This is a genomic window from Prevotella sp. C561 (genome assembly GCF_000224595.1).
Classification (GTDB): Bacteria; Bacteroidota; Bacteroidia; order Bacteroidales; family Bacteroidaceae; genus Prevotella; species Prevotella jejuni.
The window spans coordinates 78,669-98,819 of record NZ_JH114151.1; the positions used below are offsets into that span (position 1 = coordinate 78,669).

Annotated in this window: 18 protein-coding genes and 2 pseudogenes; 4 read left to right on the forward strand and 16 right to left on the reverse strand. The window is 42.5% G+C overall.

Annotated elements, in window-relative coordinates; translation table 11 throughout:
- Positions 1-12: 12 nt before the first annotated feature.
- From traM to HMPREF0666_RS12475, 11 genes are all read right to left on the reverse strand, one after another.
- Positions 13-1,281 (reverse strand): conjugative transposon protein TraM, encoded by a 1,269-nt coding sequence (gene traM, locus HMPREF0666_RS12425; RefSeq protein ID WP_042856350.1) that lies wholly within the window; start codon positions 1,279-1,281, stop codon positions 13-15.
- Positions 1,274-1,576, reverse strand: a complete 303-nt coding sequence (locus HMPREF0666_RS12430; RefSeq protein ID WP_009012714.1) for a hypothetical protein — start codon at positions 1,574-1,576, stop codon at positions 1,274-1,276. Before HMPREF0666_RS12430 ends, traM begins: the two co-directional genes overlap by 8 nt.
- Before the next feature lie 4 nt (positions 1,577-1,580).
- Entirely contained in the window at positions 1,581-2,204 is a 624-nt protein-coding gene (traK, locus tag HMPREF0666_RS12435; RefSeq protein WP_004353758.1) for a conjugative transposon protein TraK, read from the reverse strand.
- A gap of 45 nt (positions 2,205-2,249) precedes the next feature.
- Positions 2,250-3,287, reverse strand: a complete 1,038-nt coding sequence (gene traJ, locus HMPREF0666_RS12440; protein ID WP_004372732.1) for a conjugative transposon protein TraJ — start codon at positions 3,285-3,287, stop codon at positions 2,250-2,252.
- A 52-nt stretch (positions 3,288-3,339) separates the two neighbouring features.
- Complete coding sequence (locus tag HMPREF0666_RS12445) at positions 3,340-3,969, reverse strand: DUF4141 domain-containing protein (protein ID WP_006046157.1); 630 nt, start codon at positions 3,967-3,969, stop codon at positions 3,340-3,342.
- Between the two features lie 27 nt (positions 3,970-3,996).
- The gene (locus tag HMPREF0666_RS12450) at positions 3,997-6,510 is read right to left on the reverse strand and encodes a TraG family conjugative transposon ATPase (protein WP_042856351.1); all 2,514 of its coding nucleotides are present in this window, start codon (positions 6,508-6,510) and stop codon (positions 3,997-3,999) included.
- Positions 6,507-6,842, reverse strand: a complete 336-nt coding sequence (locus tag HMPREF0666_RS12455) for a DUF4133 domain-containing protein (protein ID WP_009012716.1) — start codon at positions 6,840-6,842, stop codon at positions 6,507-6,509. The genes HMPREF0666_RS12450 and HMPREF0666_RS12455 overlap by 4 nt, the downstream gene beginning before the upstream one ends.
- A 4-nt stretch (positions 6,843-6,846) precedes the next feature.
- Positions 6,847-7,146 (reverse strand): DUF4134 domain-containing protein, encoded by a 300-nt coding sequence (locus HMPREF0666_RS12460; protein WP_004374803.1) that lies wholly within the window; start codon positions 7,144-7,146, stop codon positions 6,847-6,849.
- A gap of 157 nt (positions 7,147-7,303) precedes the next feature.
- Positions 7,304-8,080, reverse strand: coding sequence for a hypothetical protein (locus HMPREF0666_RS12465; RefSeq protein ID WP_042856353.1), 777 nt, complete (start codon positions 8,078-8,080; stop codon positions 7,304-7,306).
- Positions 8,077-8,595 carry a DUF3408 domain-containing protein gene (locus tag HMPREF0666_RS12470; protein ID WP_009012718.1) on the reverse strand — a complete coding sequence of 173 codons (519 nt, stop codon included), beginning with the start codon at positions 8,593-8,595 and terminating at the stop codon, positions 8,077-8,079. The genes HMPREF0666_RS12465 and HMPREF0666_RS12470 overlap by 4 nt, the downstream gene beginning before the upstream one ends.
- Positions 8,582-9,385 (reverse strand): ParA family protein, encoded by an 804-nt coding sequence (locus HMPREF0666_RS12475; RefSeq protein ID WP_009012719.1) that lies wholly within the window; start codon positions 9,383-9,385, stop codon positions 8,582-8,584. Before HMPREF0666_RS12475 ends, HMPREF0666_RS12470 begins: the two co-directional genes overlap by 14 nt.
- Positions 9,386-9,975: 590 nt before the next feature.
- Here HMPREF0666_RS12475 and HMPREF0666_RS12485 point away from each other — a divergent pair.
- The 3 genes from HMPREF0666_RS12485 (at position 9,976) to mobC (ending at position 13,730) form a co-directional block, all read left to right on the forward strand.
- Positions 9,976-10,362 carry a hypothetical protein gene (locus HMPREF0666_RS12485; RefSeq protein WP_009012720.1) on the forward strand — a complete coding sequence of 129 codons (387 nt, stop codon included), beginning with the start codon at positions 9,976-9,978 and terminating at the stop codon, positions 10,360-10,362.
- Positions 10,363-10,377: 15 nt separating this feature from the next.
- Positions 10,378-11,658 (forward strand): conjugal transfer protein MobB, encoded by a 1,281-nt coding sequence (gene mobB, locus HMPREF0666_RS12490; RefSeq protein WP_009012721.1) that lies wholly within the window; start codon positions 10,378-10,380, stop codon positions 11,656-11,658.
- A 65-nt stretch (positions 11,659-11,723) separates the two neighbouring features.
- On the forward strand, positions 11,724-13,730 hold the full coding sequence (gene mobC, locus HMPREF0666_RS12495) for a conjugal transfer protein MobC (RefSeq protein WP_009012722.1): 2,007 nt from the start codon (positions 11,724-11,726) through the stop codon (positions 13,728-13,730).
- 451 nt (positions 13,731-14,181) lie between these two features.
- Here mobC and HMPREF0666_RS12500 read toward each other — a convergent pair whose 3' ends face one another.
- The 4 genes from HMPREF0666_RS12500 to HMPREF0666_RS12515 all read right to left on the reverse strand — a co-directional run bounded on the left by HMPREF0666_RS12500 (position 14,182) and on the right by HMPREF0666_RS12515 (position 19,252).
- Positions 14,182-15,264 carry a M12 family metallopeptidase gene (locus HMPREF0666_RS12500; RefSeq protein WP_009012723.1) on the reverse strand — a complete coding sequence of 361 codons (1,083 nt, stop codon included), beginning with the start codon at positions 15,262-15,264 and terminating at the stop codon, positions 14,182-14,184.
- Positions 15,265-15,273: 9 nt separating this feature from the next.
- Complete coding sequence (locus HMPREF0666_RS12505; protein WP_009012724.1) at positions 15,274-15,585, reverse strand: hypothetical protein; 312 nt, start codon at positions 15,583-15,585, stop codon at positions 15,274-15,276.
- On the reverse strand, positions 15,582-16,217 hold the full coding sequence (locus HMPREF0666_RS12510; RefSeq protein ID WP_009012725.1) for a hypothetical protein: 636 nt from the start codon (positions 16,215-16,217) through the stop codon (positions 15,582-15,584). The genes HMPREF0666_RS12505 and HMPREF0666_RS12510 overlap by 4 nt, the downstream gene beginning before the upstream one ends.
- 170 nt (positions 16,218-16,387) lie before the next feature.
- The gene (locus HMPREF0666_RS12515) at positions 16,388-19,252 is read right to left on the reverse strand and encodes a triacylglycerol lipase (RefSeq protein ID WP_009012726.1); all 2,865 of its coding nucleotides are present in this window, start codon (positions 19,250-19,252) and stop codon (positions 16,388-16,390) included.
- 410 nt (positions 19,253-19,662) lie between these two features.
- Between HMPREF0666_RS12515 and HMPREF0666_RS12520 the strand changes: the two are divergent.
- Positions 19,663-19,954: pseudogene (locus tag HMPREF0666_RS12520) on the forward strand (conjugal transfer protein TraG); the annotation flags it as partial.
- 91 nt (positions 19,955-20,045) lie between these two features.
- Here HMPREF0666_RS12520 and HMPREF0666_RS18165 read toward each other — a convergent pair.
- A pseudogene (locus HMPREF0666_RS18165) lies at positions 20,046-20,151 on the reverse strand (IS982 family transposase); the annotation flags it as partial.

A 20,151-nucleotide genomic window follows, 5' to 3' on the forward strand; every position in this document is an offset into this window, starting at 1 on the left:
TTTTCGATTGTTTTATTTAGACTGAGCCAAGAAAAGGCGGTAGCCACTCTTGAGCGTTACCTTGACGGTGCGCAGTTTCTTCTGAAGTAGCTGACTTGCACCCTGCATCACCCCACGGGCAGCCTCGGAGATAATCTGGTCCTTGGCAGAGGAAGCGAAGGTAAAGGATGTTCCCATTGAACCACCGATGTTCGCCCCAACTTCCTTAAGTGCATTGATGTCCTCCGAACCTGGTATATACACACCCTCCTGCCCATCTGTGTCGTATGCCGAGAGCTTGACGGCTATGATATGTCCGTCCACTTCTATGCTTTTGATAAGCAGGTGCATACGGTTACCCTCAATCTTGGCGACTGCTATGAGTCGGCTCTGCCGTGGAATGTGCAGCCCCTCTACCTTGGCACTTTCAAGCAGACGGAGTACGACATTGTCACCTTCTTTAAGAACTGTAGTCCTGTCCACTACGACTTTGAGCGTATTGCGCATTGTAGGTACAGCCGTGCTTGCAAGCGAATAAAAGCCCATGTTCCGAGCTTTCTTGCTGTATTCCTCCATAAAGTACACATCGCTCATAGGCTGATCCAGTGAAGAAACTATCTGCCTACGCTCCGGCAGAACTTCCATTGCAGGCTTTTCATTCTGCATGGTCTTGCCCTTAGCGGCTTCAGAGCCGCCTGCAGTGTCTTCCGTCTTATCCTTTCCTGCCGTCAGACCATTATTGAAGGTAGGTGGAGTTGATGCTTTTGGAAGATACTTTGCTGCCATTTGATAGCTCTTTTCCATCAAGGCAAGTTGCCGTTTCTCCTCATTGTCCTCCCTGCTGCTCTTGGAGGATAGCTCCTTTTTAAGATTATCTATCTCCGAGCGCAGGGCTTCACGCTCCTCTTCGTGTGGGTCAGGAGCGTAGAAGGAGTTCAAGAGGCGGTTATTCTCCTCATAACGATGCATGGAGTTTTCTATCTTTGCCGTAGAAGCGGCTGTTTCTGCACGCTGCTCCTCTGATGGAGCAGTGTTCTGTGCGAAATAGTCCGATAGTCTGCCCATCTCCTCGCGGGTCTGTTCCTCCTCGTGTGCCTTGTCGCCTAATTCATAGGCTTTGAGCTTGTTTTCGGTGAGCTTTTCTGTCGTTGCCTGCGGGATACTGTCATTGAGTCCCTGCTCCGCTGCAGTCTTATCCTTGCCCGAAGGTGCGAAGATAAACCACATCGAGAGGGCAAACAGCAGTCCCAGTCCTCCGAAGACCAAGCCTTTCTTCATTTGTTCTTTCTGTTTATTATCCATTTTCTTTGATTGTTTGATGATGTTGTAGATAAAAATTACCGTGTAACTCTTGTAAAGTGCTGTCCGTCCGTATCGGACTGTCCGTCAGCTTTCCCATGGGGATGGGTAGTTTCTCCTTCTTTGGAGGAAGGAAAAACTGTGCTATCATCCAAAGCGAGCAAAGCAGATAGATGAGACTCAGCCCATAGACGATTTCCTTTCTCTGCCTTATCGTGAGCCTTTCACAACGATGGCGGAGCCATAGGTGAAAGCGCAGATAGTGACGTGAGAGTAAAAAGTTTCTTTTCCTTGCCATAGCCTTATCGTTTATAAGTCTGTATATCCCTGTTTTCCTTCACAAGGAAGTTCTCCATAAGAAAACCTTGCGGGTTATTGTCCGAACGGACAGAGTTCTGCAGCGTGCAGGTCGTAACAAGACTGCGCTCTGTAACGTTACTCTGACGGACGATAAACTCCCGTGCATAAGTCGTTACCGCATAAGGGTAAGTATTAAAGTTGCAGTGGATAGAGTCCACCTCTATGCGCTGATTGACATTACCCGATATGGCACGGTTATAATAGCCCTTCTCTGCCAAGTCTTTGTAATAGTTGAAAGCCGACTTGTCACACAGCACGAAGGCACGCTCCATGTTCTTCTCAATGGCATCCTTGTCAGGTGCGATGGTGAAGAACAGCTCATGGAAACGGCGTACATGCTCTCTTGCCTCTACGGGACGATTACGACTTGCATCCTGACTGAGGGCAAGCATGAGCGACTTTCCCTGGTCAAGCACATAGATTTTCTCCCTCTGCTCCTTGGCGAAGCTGTACGAGGCATAGACAGCATAACCGCTTACTGCCACGCAGACGATGGCAAAGACAAAAGCATAGAGTCTTATCTGCCTGAATGAGGTCTCGATATTACCAAGTGATTTGAATTCCATTTTTCTTTTATATCTGTTGATTAATTAAGCATTATTGTTCGATTTCTATTTTCCTTTGAGCAGTGCACCTTTGATACGTCCACCGACATTTCCCACAGCAGCACCTGCGCCAGCCATAGCAGCCTTGCCACCGGTATATGCGCCTTGCGCACCATGCTGTGCTGTCTGGTTGACATTACGACCGTAAGAGCCGATACCACCACCAGCTTCGATAATCCATCCTGCCACGGTAGGTACACAGAAGTAGCCTACAATACCGATAAGGAAGAAGACGATGTAGTACCACGTCCCCGAATCAGGCAGGTAGTTAGGGTCACTGAGTGCTTCGATATCCTTCTCTATCATCAGCACCTGTATTTTCGTTAGCAGTGCCGTAAGAATAGAACTGACAGGCAGCCACAGATAGACCGATATATAGCGTGAGAACCATGCCGTAAGTGAGCCAGCAAGACCATCCCATACAGCAATGCCGAAGACTATCGGACCGAGAATGGCAAGAACGATGAGTATGAAGGTGCGTAGCGTGTCGATGATAAGTCCTGCAGCATGGAACAGGAGTTCCAAAAGGTCGTGTACCATCTTCATGATCCACTGCTTGGTCTGATAGGCAGCACGCTCGGCATACATACCCGCTATCGTCACGGCATCTTCAGGTCCGATGATGCCCATTTCCTCTATCTTCTCATCGAACTTCTCGTTGGAAACAAGGTAGGCTGTTTCGGGATTGCGCAGGTAGGCTTCCTCCTGCAACTTGTCCCGCTTGGCTGTAAGTTCTGCAAGGTTCCCCTCCTGCTGGTGTACCATCATCTCTGTTCCCTGCACCACGGGCGAGAGAACGGCATTCATCGTACCCAGTACGACTGTCGGAAAGAACATGATGCAAAAGCCTAAGACAAAAGGTCGGAGAAGCGGAAAAACGTCTATCGCCTCGGCACGGGCAATGGAAGCCCATACCCGAAGAGCAATATAAAAGAGCGCACCCAAACCCGCAATGCCCTTGGCAATGCCCGTCATCTGGGCACAGAGTGGCATCATCTCGTCATAGGTTGAGCGTAGCAGCTCATGTAAACTGGCAAAATCCATAAGCAAAAGTGTTTTTATGAAAGTTTTTTCAAGTTCTTTTTTGTCTGTGGATTTACCAATACCTGCTTGCCGTATTACCATAGAGTGCCTTAACAGAGGCAAGGTTGTTCTTCTCCCTTGCACGCACGTAGCTCACAGAGATATTTTTCCTTGTGTAATACGACACGAGCGAGCGGTATTCCCTCAGCGTGGTATAGATGCGGTCTATGGACTGCATTCGTTCGTGGTCGTTCATCGAGAAGACATTACTCTTAACAATGGATTTTAGTTCCTTGAGACTCTCACCGCTCTGCTGCAAGAGTTTGGCATAGCCCGAAGCCATCGCAGCGAGTTCCGAAGGGCGGAAGTTCTTGTCCGAGAGCATCTTCTTATACGAGGTAACGTAAATCTCTGAGATGTCGCCCACCATCAGGATGCACTCCTTGACCTTGTAGGCATCGCCGATGAGGTTGTTCACCTTCTTCAGGGCATCATAATACTTCTTGGTATCGTTGTAGAGTTTCTCTACCTCCTTAAAACCGTCAAGGGTGTTCTTCACCGTCTTCGAAGCTGTTGCAATCTCCTTGACCGAATTGACGATGTTGCCGGCAAAATTGCCAGGGTCGGTTACTACCCACTGTGCGTGGGCTTTGGGAACAGAAAGGCTCAATCCTAAGAGAGCCATGAAAATGTACTTTTTCATTGTTACTATAGTTTTGATGGTTTGTACTTATTTCTTTTTATTGTTTCTTTTCTCTATGGCAAGCTGACGGATAGCTGTTTCGATATCTCCACCAAGCTGTGCTGCCCTGTTCATCACCTCCACCTTCTCGGTTTCCTCCGTGGTGTAGGTGAGGTACTCCTCCATGCTTACCTCCGTAGCATAGACGGCACTCTGCATACCGCCTAAACCTATCCACACCTCCTTGTAGAGTCGGTTCGGGTCATTGTTCTGGTTAATGGAGAGTATCTGGCTCTTTTCCTTTTCAGACAAGCCGAGCATCGCCTGTATACCATCGAACTTGGTCATGTACTTGCGCTGGTCAAGCAGTATCTTGCAGTCGGAGTTATTGATAATGCTCTCCTTGACGATGGGTGACTGGATGATGTCGTCCACTTCCTGCGTTACGACAATGGCCTCCCCGAAATACTTTCTCACCGTCTTATAAAGATATTTGATATAGTCCGCCATGTTTGCCGAAGCAATGGCTTTCCACGCTTCCTCAATGAGTATCATCTTGCGGATACCCTTTAATCGGCGCATCTTATTGATGAAGGCTTCCATGATGATAATCGTTACCACAGGAAAGAGGTCTTTGTTGTCCTTCACTTGGTCGATTTCAAAGACAATGAAGCGTTTGGAGAGTAGGTCGATGTTCTTGTCCGAGTTCAAAAGGAAATCATATCGACCACCACGATAGTATTGCTTCAATGTCGTCAGGAGGTTGTTGATATTGAAGTCTGAGAGCGTCACCTTGATATCACGCTTTTCCATATCCTTTCGGTACACATCCCGCAGATACTCATAGAAGGTATTAAAACAGGGTGTAACGCTGTGGTCAGCACATATCAGCTCAATATAGGAGTTTACGGCTGAACCAAGTTCACCAGCCTCGGTCTTAGTGACATGCTCATCGGCACTTTTCCAAAGGGTCAGCAAGAGCGTGCAGATACTCTCCCTTTTCTCCACGTCGAAGAAGTAATCATCAGTATAAAAAGGATTGAAGGAAATCGGACTTTCATTAGTATAGGTGAAATATACGCCGTCCTCACCCTTGGTCTTGCGGTGGATGAGTTCACACAAGCCTTGATATGAGTTACCCGTATCGACCAAGAGGACGTGCGCCCCCTGTTCGTAATACTGACGTACCATGTGGTTGGTAAAGAAAGACTTACCACTGCCCGAAGGACCCAGGATAAACTTGTTACGGTTGGTGATGACTCCCTTTTTCATCGGCAAATCCGATATATCTAAGTGGACGGGTTTTCCAGAAAGGCGGTCTGCCATCTTGATACCGAAGGGAGAGAGTGAATCCTTATAGTTCGTCTCTGCCGTAAAGAAGCAGAGGGCTGGCTCGATGAAAGTATAGAACGACTCTTCTGCAGGGAAGTCTGCGGCATTGCCGGGAATACCTGCCCAGTAGAGCGTTGCCGCATCAATGGTGTTGTGACGTGGGTGGCATTCCATAAGAGCAAGTGCAGAGCCCACGTCATTCTTAATCTGGCGAAGTTCTTCCTTATCGCTACTCCATGCCAGGACGTTGAAGTGGGCACGGATAGAGGTTAGTCCCTGTGAATGGGCAATATTGAGATACTCCTGTATCCACTCCTCGTTGATTTGGTTGCTACGGCTGTAGCGTGCCAGTGAGTGCATATTCCTTGCCTGCTTCTCGAAGCGTTCCAAGTTGGCATCGCTATCCTCGATAAAGAGATACTGGTTATAGATATGGTTGCAGGGCAACATCAGTCCCACGGGAGAGGCAAAGGAAAGACGGCAGTCACTCCTGTCTGTTGATAGCCGTTCATATCGGCTGTCCGTACTTACTGTTGTCGGCAGGTCATCCGTGTCGGAGAGTGTATGCAGACAAAGCATATTGTCGCCCACACGCACAAGGTCTGCGCCCAAGCGGATGTCCTCCAACGAGGCGTGTCCTTCTTCAGATAAAGAGAAATACCAGTCGAGCAGTCCTCCTTTTTCATTTGTGCCAACCAACTCTTCTTCAGTCATGCGGACAATCCTTATTTGCTCGGTGTCATTGATGATACGCTCAAACTGGTCTACTGCTTCCATGAACTTCATCACCTCATCCTTGTTGGTGATTTCCTTGGGTAACAGATGTCCACGACAAAGCGAAGAGAAGTTGCTCTGCTGTGCCATACGCTGCTTGTTCGTCTTGGTCAGGAAGAGATAGACTGAGTGGTGGAGATACGGACGCTCATTGAAGTGCCGTTCAGAGGAACGGGCAAGGAAACTCAGTCCGCCATCGGAGAGCTTTCCTTGATAGTCCTCCTTAATGAACCAGTCCTGCTTGTGTACGATGCTGTAATTGGGCAGTACCTTGATTGCCTTATGCCAGGCAGAGTGCATTGCCTCGTATTCTGTAGAAGTGACGGTAAAGAGTTCGGGCAGTTCCACACGGAATGCGACCGTAATATCTGCATCCTTGCTCACCATACAGCCCTGCTCGACGGAGAGCAGTGGGAACTTCGATTCCAAGGTCGTTATCTTGCTTTTATTTCTCATTTCTTCGCTTTCTTTGGTTGAAGGTTACGGATAAGGTGGCAGACCGTACGGCGGTTCACAAGGTAGCGTGGGTGCATACGCACTGCTCCCTTTTTCATCAGCCCGTATTGCCCGTACTTTCTATTCATGGTGAACGTTTGCCATACCACAAGGCTGGCACCCACTACACCTATGACAAGACAGGTAACTTGGCTGACTCCACAGAGATAGAGAATGACCACAAGAATAAAGACTGCCAGTAATCCTCCTGCAAAGAGGAAGAGATACTGCGCCTTCAAGCCTTTGAACTCTACCGTCCGGCCTACACCCTTGTTGATTTCAAATGCAGCCATCGCCTTACAGGAAGAAACTTCTCAGAATTGTGGCAGCCACAATGAGAAAGATACACGCACCGAACCAAGAGGCAGCGGTCTTGCTCGTATCGGGGTCACCACTTGAGAACTTGTTATAGACTTTTATTCCTCCAATCAGACCTACTACGGCTCCGATAGCATAGATAAGCTTTGTACCTGGATCGAAGTAAGAGGTTACCATTTTTGTGGCTTCGTTGATACCCGCCATACCGTTGCCTTGTGCGTATGCTCCTATGGCGGTAGCCGTCAGGAGTAGCATTGTGATTTTCTTTTTGTTGTTCATTGTTCTGTTTATTTTAAGTTGTTAAATGAATTGTTTTCTTTTGGGTAGAGATGGTAAGGGGTGGCTCGGTTTTATCGTATGACTGATATTGGTTGATTGTTTTACTTTTGAGCCACCCCCTGCATTCCTCCGAAATATGAAAATCAAGAAACCATTTTTACAGATAATAGGACAGCGGTCTGTCGTCAGCATCGCCCACCGCTGTGTCAGATATGCCAGAAACAGGAGGTGTTGGGTTTTGTGATGAAGGCATTGCTGGTTGAGCACTCTGTTCTTCCTTTTCTTCCGCCTTACGGATTTTCTCCAATAGCGAGGCTTGTTCACCCAGCATCTTGGCGATGTTTTCTTTGTACTTATCCAATAGGTCTGAGTCTTGAAGCCGCAGAACGGTCTCTTTGACTTCTTCCTCATCAGCCTCCTCACTGTTCTTTGCCCACTTTTGCAGGCGAACTAAGTCACGTGCGAGGACGGACTGCTCCGAAATTTCGGCTTCGCCCGATGTGGACTCGATGGATAGGTTTAATTCCTCACGGACAATCTCATCTTCGTCCACTCTCTCCATCTCGAAATCAACGTCCATTTCGTTGTCCTCTTTCATTTCTTTCTCCTTTTCGGAGTTCTGCGGTGCAAAATTATTATTATTCTGCTCCGAATTTTCAGATGATGAAACAGAGGGAATTTGTGGGATAATCGGGGAAGTGGAACGGCTTTTTCCAATCAGTACAAACTCGGCTTGCTCTATTGTTCCTTTTCCTTTCTGTTCGTCTTTTTTCTTCGTTGCTTCTTTCTTCTTGATATCTTCATCGCTCTTTCCGTTTTTCTTGATAATGAAGTCATACGGAGATACATACCGCATATAGAAATACAGGATACCAAGCATCATCCAAATGATGATGAGTACCAGTATAAAACTGAAAAGTATTGTTTCCATCATAGTGTTATTGTTGTCTTACGTCTTTGCTTTGCTGCTGCATTATTGAGAAGTTCCTGATGTTCCCGCAGATGCTCCCGGAGGATATTATCAATATAGGAAGCAATAGATACCCTTTCTCCTAAGTCTTGTAGCACATTGCGCAGGTTCTGTAATGTCTCCAAATTGATGGAGAAAGCTGTCCGCATTTGCGAACGTATGGGATGAAAGTATAGGGAACGGTATTCCTCTATGGAAAGGGACGACCTGCCGGACTTTTCTATTCTCGGTTTTCTTTCTCTTTTCGGTTCCGTGTTCCCGATTTCCTCTCCTCCAGTTTCGTCTGTTCGTTCTTCTTTTGCCGTCTTCATTTCTTCCGAACTTTTGTCTTCCTCTCGTGATGTTGCGAGGGAAGGCTCGGTGTCCTCGGATGGATCGAAGGGGTTGGGAACCGTGACAGGTTTCACCACGACATTGTCCTCTGCCATTTTCTTCAGCTTCTTTTCCAGTTGCTGTTTTCTTTCCTCAATCGTTGCCATTTTCTGTTTTCGTTTTTAGTTTGAGACGTTGAATTATCTCGGAGACGAGTTCATCCAGCCCCGTACCCGTTCGCAGTCCCTTTACAGGAGGCTGATAGGTGGAACGGAACACACCACGCAGCCCGTATGTGGAGAGTTCGTGGGAGAAGCGGTGCGTGGCATATACATAGCCGGGCAGGAGCGTGAGCTCATGTCCTTGGATGAGCTTCGTGTATTCGTCAATGATGACGTTCCTCACCCTTCTGTCCACCTTGTTCCAGAACAGGATAATGTCCCTTATCCGTGAGTCGGACATTGAGACACCAATATCCGTGATGGTCTTGGCGTATGCCATACAAGAGACGAGTGACTGTATGTCGGCTTCAAGTGGAGATAGGATATAGTCCATCTGAAGGGACAGTTCCATCAACTCCGTTGTTCCTGCATGACCGGGAAAGTCGAACACAACCAACTGGTACTTCTCATTGCTGATAGCGTCAATCTTACTTTGTGCTGTCTTGACGGCTTCCTTGGGGCTGGACTTGTAAATTCTGTATGCCTTTTTGCCGAGGTGCTGAAAGAATGCCTGCATGGACTTGGAAAGTTCCTCGCTTCCCTGAATGACACTTTTCTCACGTTCTCTCAGCTTGTAAAAGGAATCCTGCGACAGGTCGCAGTCCACCACGAAGAGGTTGATGCCCTGTTCGTAGTACAATATGCTGCTTACGATTTCGGCAAGCGTGCTTTTTCCGACTCCTCCCTTTTGCGAGGAGAACCCCAGAAAGATGGGGCGTTGTTGTTTGTTCTCCATAATGATAATTTCTTAGTTCATATTACTTGTCTATTTGATGTTTGGATATTCTCTCATTATTAAGAGTCATCAGCAGACAGTTTGCTCTGACTGCGTATGGTTCTGGCGATAGTCCAAAAGGACGATTTCAAGTTCTTACAATTTGTTGTATTGACAATAGTTTGTCATGACAATAAATTGTTATGAATATCTATTGTTCCTTCTTGTCATCTTTGGTGTAAGCCAACGGTAATACGATGTATCTTTTACTTGTATCATCATGCCATTGTTCGCTCGTTCTGACTGCAAAATAAATGATATTTTGGCTGATTATATGACACCAATGAAGTGCAGGGAAATGCGAGGAAAAAGAGTGAATACCATTGATAATGAGATATTTGAAAACTCGCCGTAACTTTGCAGGCGAGAATAATACATGGAGGAAAAATCCCGAAGCAGACACCCCACAAGGGTGGATACTTCAATCGTATCATTTCTTGATATTGGCAAGGTGTGTCTTTGTCCGACAAACTTCGTTTCTGCCGACAAAGACCCTTGCCCCGAAGGGGGAAGAATTACTCCAAAGTCGTAATTAGATAAGGATAAAAACAATGAACGAAAAGATAGAACGATGGGACAGATGGGATACCCGTCTTCCCAAGCCCAAAGACCAGCAACGGGCGATTGATTTGTTCCATAAATCAGGTGCGGAAACCAAGTCGGATTTCGTGCGTGGACGTATTCTTGGGGAGAGTTTTAAGGTTATCACGGTGGATAAATCCGCCGTGGAATACTACCGAAAGCTCTCAGAACTGACGGTGCAAATCCATAAGATTGGCGTGCTGTATAACCAGACCGTGCGGGCCATCAACAGTTATAACAGCGTGAAGACAGCTCAGATTCTACTTGAAAAGTTGGAGAAATTGTCGGCTCAAATCATTGCCTTGCAAGAGCAGGCTATCAATCTAACCATTGATTATAGAAAGAAGAAGTATTGAGAATTTAGTTAAAAAATGATAGCAAAAATTTCTGCAACGGAGAACCTTGGAGGGGCACTCGGCTATAACTTCAAAAAGGTGGAGAAAGGGGAAGCAAGCATTCTTCTTGCCCATGGCTTGTATCAAAACAAAGAGGAACATTATACAATGGCAGAGGTGTTTGCCGATATGCAAGCACTTATCCCTGAGAACTGCCGAACAAAAAAGACGGTGTTCCATTGCTCCCTCAATCCGCATCCAGACGAGAAACTATCCGATGAAAGGCTCACACAGATAGCCAAGGAATATATGGAGGCTCTCGGCTACGGAAAACAACCCTACATCGTGTTCAAGCACAACGACATCGCCCGTGAGCATATACACATCGTATCACTTCGGGTAGACAGTAAAGGAAGGAAGATTGACGACCGCTTCGAGAAGCGAAGGAGCAAGCAGATTACCGATACTTTGGAAAGAAAGTATAACCTTATTCCGAGTTCAAAGGTTAGTGAGAAAGCGGTAACAGAAACGCCCAAGGTGGATACCACAAAAGGAAACATCAAAGAGCAGGTCGCAAGTGTTGTCCGCATGGTACTGAAACATTATCGTTTCTGCTCCTTGGGCGAGTTCAATGCCATTTTGAGCAAATATAACCTTGTCGTAGAAGAAGTAAAGACGGAGTTTCGGGGAAAGAAGTATGACGGACTGATCTATGTGCCCACAGATGGCAAGGGAGGCAAAATAAGTACACCCATCAACGCATCAGACATCGGTCGTGGTGTGGGCTATACTGCCGTACAGAACACGATGCAGAAGTCGAAACAAGCTATCAAACCATTGATACCTGCTATCAGAAACAAGGTTTTGCAAACTATGCGTACCTCTCCCAATACGGAGAAAGAACTTCGGCAAAGATTGGAGGAACAAGGCTTGCGTGTGGTAATCCGAAAGAACGAAAGCGGGCGCATCTATGGCATCACGTTCATTGACGACAAGGAGGGCATTGCACTTAATGGTTCCCGATTGGGTAAGGGATATGCCGCTAACGTATTCAATGGCTATTTCTCCAATCCAACACATAATCCGTTCTTAGATGAAACGCAGTATGGCAGTCTGTCTGCCCGTTTGGATCAATCTGCAACCGTTCACCCTTCGCAGCTAAATACGGAGGAAAGCGACAACCTTGTCGATGAACTTATCGAGGATATGGCAGATGGCTCTTTCCTATCTACGGGCAACGATGATTGGAAAGAAGCTGCATGGCAGCGTAAGCTCCGAAAACTAAGTAAGGTAAATATTAGACGAAGAAAACATTAAATAAACGAGCATTTCTATCTCCCCTCCTTTCGGAGGGGTTGGGGAGGCTACAAAAACATAGTATTATGGCACAAGAAGATGATTTAAGGGCATTGGGTAAAGTTATGGACTTTATGCGGGGCATATCGGTGATATTCCTCCTCGTTAACTGTTATTGGTTCTGCTACGAGGCTTTTCATGTCTGGGGTTTTACGCTTGGAATCATTGATAAAATACTGATGAATTTCCAGCGTACCACAGGATTGTTTTCATCCATCCTTTGGACAAAACTCTTTTGTGTGGTTTTCCTTGCCTTGTCCTGCCTTGGGACAAAAGGCGTGAAAGAGGAGAAAATCACTTGGCCAAAGATTTGGACGGTGCTTTTCTCAGGCTTCGTCTTTTTCTTTCTCAATTGGTGGCTGCTGGTACTGCCCATCGGCAAGATTGGTGCAGCTTCGCTCTATATCTTCACGCTCTCCATTGGCTATATCTGCCTGTTAATGGGTGGCGTATGGATGAGCCGATTACTCAAAAACAACCTGATGGACGATGTGTTTAACACGGAGAATGAGAGTTTCATGCAGGAAACACGGTTGATGGAAAATGAATACTCCGTCAATCTTCCTACACGCTTCTACTATAAGAAGAAATGGAACAACGGTTGGATTAACGTGGTCAATCCGTTCCGTGCCTCAATGGTGCTTGGAACACCGGGTTCTGGTAAATCCTACGCCATCGTAAACAACTACATCAAGCAGCAAATAGAAAAAGGCTTTGCTATGTATATCTATGATTATAAGTTCCCTGATCTTTCAGAGATAGCCTATAATCACCTGCTCCATCATTTGGATGCCTATAAGGTAAAGCCGCAATTCTTTGTGATTAACTTTGACGACCCTCGAAGAAGCCACCGTTGCAATCCCATCAATCCAGCCTTTATGACGGATATATCGGATGCCTATGAGAGTGCCTACACCATCATGCTCAACTTGAACCGCTCGTGGATTCAGAAACAGGGAGATTTCTTTGTGGAATCGCCTATTATTCTATTGGCAGCCATCATCTGGTTTCTGAAAATTTATGAGAACGGAAAGTATTGCACCTTTCCTCATGCCATCGAGTTCCTGAACCGCCCCTACGCACAGATATTCCCGATACTCACTTCCTACGATGAACTTGCCAACTACCTTTCTCCCTTCATGGATGCTTGGGAGGGCGGAGCGCAAGACCAGTTGCAGGGACAGATAGCCAGTGCCAAAATACCACTGTCTCGTATGATAAGCCCTGCTCTCTATTGGGTGATGACTGGCGATGATTTCTCACTTGACATCAATAACCCTAATGAGCCGAAAGTCCTTGTGGTAGGTAATAATCCCGACCGCCAGAATATCTATTCGGCTGCACTCGGACTTTACAATAGCCGTATCGTGAAGCTCATCAACAAGAAGAAGCAACTCAAATCCTCAGTGATTATCGACGAGTTGCCGACAATCTACTTCCGTGGTTTGGACAATCTGATTGCCACTGCCCGCAGCAACAAGGTAGCGGTGTGTTTGGGTTTTCAGGATTTCTCGCAACTTACTCGCGATTATGGGGACAAAGAAAGTAAAGTGATACAAAATACCGTAGGCAACGTGTTCAGTGGTCAAGTCGTGGGAGAAACCGCCAAGACCCTTTCTGAGCGATTTGGAAAGGTTCTCCAGCAACGGCAGTCTATGACCATCAACCGCAATGACAAATCCACCTCTATCTCCACACAGATGGACAGCCTTATCCCTGCATCGAAAATCAGTAATCTCACACAGGGTATGTTTGTGGGTGCGGTGTCCGACAACTTTGACGAGCGTATCGAACAAAAGATCTTCCACGCTGAGATTGTGGTGGATAGTGCCAAAGTTTCTGCCGAAATGAAAGCATACCAGCCCATCCCTGTAATCAATATATTCCAAAACGAAAATAGCTCCGATAACCTCAAAGAGGCTATCGAAGCCAATTATAAGAGAATCAAACAGGATATACTTTTCCTCGTTGATTTTGAGATTGAACGAATCAAAAATGAGCCTCGGTTAAAATATTTATTAAAAGAATTATAGTTCTGATAAATACAGAGCATTTTTGTATATGCCATCATTTACTATCCTATCATATGCTGTAGAACAGTTTTATCATCTGCGCAATTAAGAATGGCGCAGGTTTCGAAAAGGCTTCAGCAGAGATAAATGTCTCTATACCTATTCCCGAAATCAAGCCTTTCCAAAACGAAGTCGGCTCCGATAACCTCAAAGAGACTATCGAAGCCAACCATCGTAAGCTAAAAAGAGAAAGACTCTCTTGCTCTGTCATAAACAGAAAGAAATATTGTCCTCCATCGCTATGTTATCTAATAAAAGACAATTCCTCTAACATATGTTAAATACTATTTTGATATTTCGTTATGTGAATTACTGACCATAATTAGGGGGTGTACTACATATTTCCTCTTACAAATATGGTAACACATAGAGGACAACTAACAAATGTTTTGCAGATAAAGACAAATTTTAATTACCAGTCTACCAACTCTATACGACCATTTGCAGGAGGAACTCCATAAAGTCCTCTTTGGGCATTTATTTGGTTCTGTAGCTGCAAACGCTCTTCTTCTGTTAGGCGTCTGCCTGATTGATCATACACATCATCTAATTCAACATAGTTGTCTTTTCTTGCTATGTAAGGTAGATAATGAGAATTCAGGAAAGCCTTATCCTGTGTAGAAAGTGTATAATTTATAGCAACACCAAGTCCCGTTTTTGTAGTTATAGTATTTGATCCATTCTTTGAGAAATCTTTTGACGATGCAAGGGTAATGGAGAACATATCAAACATTCCCATAGTAGTGTAGTTGCTCTTTATCTTATCAAAAGCCGACTTGCAATTGTCCTTGACATTGTTAAAATCAATTTTCACGTAATTATCACGATCTGGTCGCTGTTGTTCATTGAACATTCCTGCAGCATTACAGAATGCATGCAAGAAGAATCGCTTTATCTCATTTGCGTCTGCATTCTCAAGAGTTGTTGGGACATTTATATATTGTTCACCACCTACTAAGCCGTAGTTACCGCTTCCTTCTCTACCAGAATCCATTCTGACAGCAATGTTTGGAAATTTTATGTGATATGGCTCATAGTATTCCGGATCCTCTATAGAGTTATAGAAACGTACATTTGTCTGTTCTTCCATTTCTGCTATAGCAAGAATAGCCCCATCTTTTATCTTCCCAGGGATCTTAAGGAACTTCACTCTAAGCATTGTCCAATATTGTGCAGGATAAAATCCATATATGCCAATTGCTCTTGTAGAAACTGAAATACGTGGATCGACAAACAATCCCCAACGTGTTGGAATTGTAGATGCAATGGTTGTTGTCCATGCATCCTTTTGTTGGACGTTACCAAAAGGATTTCCTGTTGATAGTAGCAACTTTTGCTGTTCTGTACTCAATGTTGCAACGTACGCAACATGTTTCTCACTGTGAGTTGTTTCTGTTTGTATAGCATCATCATTAGAGCATGATGCCACAGATAAAGCTAATACTGTTGTCAATAAAGAGTTCATGACAACTTGAACATACCGATTTGTAAACATTTGTAAAAATTATTTATTGTTATTCATTTGCTCAACATTTCGAAGAGCGTTGTAGTAAAGCTCTGATTTTATACCTAAAATTTCTGCATCCTGTTCTGTAAGGTCGAGATAATATCTGCCATTATTATTGCGGATAAGATTAGTCAGGATAGTACTCTTGTCTATTTGGATATTGTATAAATCCATACTGTCCAAAGACTGTCTATTATGCTCTACACCATTCCCGCCATTAGTTATATCTGAGTAAATATCGTCATGGCAAGCTGTAAAGAAAAACATTAGAGCAAATAACGGAATAAATCTAAAACCACTTTTTTTCATTGTAATTGTACTTTGTTATAGGATAAAACATCAGAAAAATGTCCCTCTAACTTATATGAAATAGGGAATTCATCATTGGAATAGAGATAAATCTCACCGTCTAGCTTTTTAGTTCTATTATTAAATTTCTTAAAAATAATAGTGCCATCTATAGATGTTGCTGATGGCAACTTATTATAATCTATAATAATAGCGATACCCCTACTATCATTGTTGTTTTCAGAAACTGGTATATATTTCAAGAAATCTTCAAAGATAGTTCTGTCTTTATCGTACATTAAATTCTTTGATAATTGGTAAGATTTATCCAAATTTGGAAAGACTTCACCTTGAGGGATACGAAAAGCTCCAAACAACCATAATGGTGTTTCACTTTGAATACTTCTAAACATAAATTGGAAAATAAAAATACTATCGTTATAAACACCTAATCTATCACCATTGAACAATGTTGGCTTTATTGGAAGATCAGGGTGGAAAGCATCATATATAGACACATAATCTTTATATGCGACACCATTAACGTTAGCATATCCATACACAGTGATGGTTCCATCTTTATCTTTTGAACAACCTATCAAACTACACGTAATAAGCAATGTTGTAGAGAAAATTAAAATGTGCTTGAACATATTATTTTATTTTATAGTTACAGGAATAATTTGTATAAACTTGTCCTCCGGGTTTAGCAATGCTATCGTATAAAGGCATGTATGATCAACCTGCATGTTGTGTGTAATATAGTCCAATTCTTCTTGTGGAAGAACATCTTTAATAGACATTTCCCCTCTTGACACAGGTATTATGTAGGTACTATTAAACGGGCTATATACTTTAGCTTTCGTAGAAGTCCAGATGTCACCTTCATATTCTTTAGACAAAGAAATATCTCTAGTAAGGTATATCTTGCCGTATTTGTATGAATACGTAGTCCCATCTTCTTTGTATATTTTTTTGCTGCGTCAAGTAACAGCCTATTATTTGATGCGTAAAAAATATCCGTCGCTGTACACTTTACAGATTGAACTAGAGATTCTTTTCCATTACTGTCTATAATTTTAAGAAATACAACAGCATCTTTGTCTTCTATAGGTATGAATACTGATGGGCTATTGGTATCAATCCATCGTATATCTTTGTTTGGAATTTTTACTCCCCATCTAAATATTAACGATGAATTTATATTATCAATATTGGCTTTGTAGGTTTCATCTATGCATTTTGCTTCAATTTCAAAACCATCTGGTTTATGTTTGGAAGAAAGCAAATAAGTTGGGACTCCTATATATACCAATTTGCTAAACTTCATCCCATTAGTTTCACCAATTACATATACACAACCATTTTTAGATACGGTAAGTATCCCATTTTGATTAATGGTTCCAATTGATGCATCCGACGTACTCCATACAACAGTTCCTTTCGCTCCAGATAAAGTGTACTTTGCTCCAGAATACCCAAAAATAGGCCCTGTAACAGTTTGATTTATGTGGGATAATATCCAATTTTGTGCACTCTGAGAGAAAGACATATGTTGTTTATAGGTGTCATTTGTTTCAAGATAGAAATTGTTACCAAATGCAGTTCGGGTATTATCTATATTAAATGTAAAAGAGCTAGGAGATAATGAAATACCGTTGTATGCTAATGCACTTGATGTGGGGATAAATGGAATATTTATATTTATCCCCCATGAATACCAATAATCAGCAAGAAAAGGAATTGTTTCTCCATCACCTATATCCATCTTTTTATAATCGAATTTTGAGGATGGATATATATCATACAGCAAAGGACTACTATTAAAGCCTTCATATTTAAATATACTTTTCTTAATAGGGATGGTCCATAAAAAATCCTTTTCTAAAGCAAGTTTGAAATAATTTACTCTCTGTCCTTGTGATTTCCCCGGTAGGCATTCAAATTGAAAGTCAGCCGAGGTCCTTCCTGGTAGAGATGCTAACAATCCAGCAATTACATCTTGCAACCCAATTCCGATAACTAGGCCTGTCAATGGTGAAATCCAATCAGATGTTAATTTTGTTCCAGCGTTGGCTTTAAGGTTAATATAATAACTAGGAACTTTAGATGTTGAATAATCGCTATTAGCAATACCAAGCATTTGGAAGTTTTTCCCTTTATCTCCATTAGGAAAGCCAAGTTGCCTGAGTTCCTCCTGCCATTGTACATGTAGAGAGTTGTTTAAATGTCCAGCAGCATCAATACTATTACAAAGCATCTGTTGAGCTGCTGTCGAATATGCCAATTTTTCACCTATTTCTAAATAACTCTTTGCAGTTGGTATCTTTTTAATAAGCTTATCTATCAAATTCTTTTCTTGTAGAAATTTTCTTATTCCATAAAAGCCATGCAATAGCCCAATAGGAACATTAGCTCCTAAATGTGGAGCATCATAGCTGACATAAGTCCCCACATGGTGTGGCTTGTTTTTGTTCTCCATTGTTTTTAAAGCATATCTAGCTACAAGTCCACCCATACTGTGGCCTATTAGAAGGCTTGGTTCACTGTTTTGAGCAGACATATTGTTTATAGTTTCTATTATCTTTACTAATGTATAAGCGTTCGCTTGAATATATTCTTCAGGTGTACACCAATGAATATAAACGAAATCATATCCATTATCTGTAATAAATTCAGACCAACCTCTATAGTAAGAAAGTAAATACTCCTTAGCGCTTTGAGCGTTATTGCTTGTTTGGGGATTAAACCCTTCAACAAATATAAATGGTTTTGATATTTTCCCGTTCCCAATCCTTGAAGGGATAATCATTACCTTTGCTGTTGTAGATATTCCTCTATAAGAATCTCCCTGCACATCTAATTCTATCGGCTTAAGGAATGTTGAAGCCCTAGTATTCTTCCTTATGTCCATTGTGTTACAGACATTTAATGTAGTAGTATAAATGCCTATATACCCATCGTCGGAAGTAATCTTTATTTTTATATTGTGCTGTCCATTCCTAATGTGAGCTTTTATTTTGGATCCCAATACACTCATAAAACCACTTCCGTAATCCAATTCTACATTTTTTATACCTACATTTGCGAGGATTAACTTTTCAGGAAGGAAAAATGTTATATCATTTGTATTAGACGTATTTTGTATTATGCTTCCAGCACCTACCATTTGGGTTTGATAAGCTTTGGGGCTGTAACATTCAACCACACCATTAGTATATGATATATACCCATCTTTTAAAGCATCCTTTTTAATATGTGAATACTGGTAGAATAATACGCACAATCCGATAGTCCCGTCTTTCTGTTGTGAAATATTTTCACTATATGCTTTATCATAATCCTTGTAGGGATTGCCAAAAAGATATGCTGAACGTAATGTTTCTACTAATTTAACATATGTACCCAAATCACATTTCCGTATTATATTCCCATTTTTGTTAGGACTGAAATTAGATAATTGCTCGTATTCCTCTGCATAATCCAAAAGAAAACCAGTTGGCACTATTTTACGATTAATCTTAACGAACATCTTATTCAGTTGTTCTTTGATCGACAAATTATTTTGATACGAGGATTTTTGAGCATTCGCATCAGAAAAATAACTTGCAAATAAAATAACTATAACAAATATATAGGCATATTTATATGCATCTAATTTCACCAGCTTTTTAAGTATCTGTGCCATAGAATCTTATTTTAAGTTTTTATTATTTTTAGCATTATTATCTTAGCATCCAAGACCGATTAAAGCCTTATTGTTCCTTTAGCTATCTGAATAAGATATTCTGCCACAAATATATAAATTAATATTGTTTAAAACAAGAAAAACAAGTTTTTTTTCAAAAAAATGTATTTCCTTAGTATTTTCACTATATTTGTTCTATTATTAACTATATATAACTCGTTGGCGGAATTAAATTAAAGGATAAATTAATATGCAAGAAAAGTTGCATATAAAAGAGGTTTTGTAACTTAGTAATAACCAACACACTAAGTTCAATAATCCGTATGCACAACTTATATGATAATTTCGTAAAAACTCTTGATATATGCAGGTTTTTAAAAGACTTGGTAAATTCGGCCTTAATTCCGCCAACGGGTCAGGGTATGTTTGAAGGTGTAGTATCCGATAATTTCGATGAACGTATTGACCAAAAGATTTTCCATGCCGAGATTGTCGTGGATATTGCCAAAGTTTCCGCTGAAATGAAAGTTTATCAGTCTATATCCACAATCGCAGACTTCAAAACAAAGATGGCTCCGATAATCTCAAAGAAACTATTGAAGCCAATTATCGTAAGGAGAAAAAGAAATATTGTCGCTTGTGAATGCAGAGGTCAAGCGCATCAAGGCTGATTCTGCATTGGCACATCTAATTAAAGAATAGTTTTTACTATCTATTTTTATTGAGATATCTATTATAGACCCTTTATTCACTGTAAAAGGTTTGTCTATTGTTACGTGAATTCGGGATAAGTTTAGCATGATAAAAGTTCCAACTGCCTTGATTTCCCACATACACTGGCAGTGCCTCTGGCTTGTTCTCAGAGAGGCAGTATGCTGTAAGGGCAGAACACAAGTTCA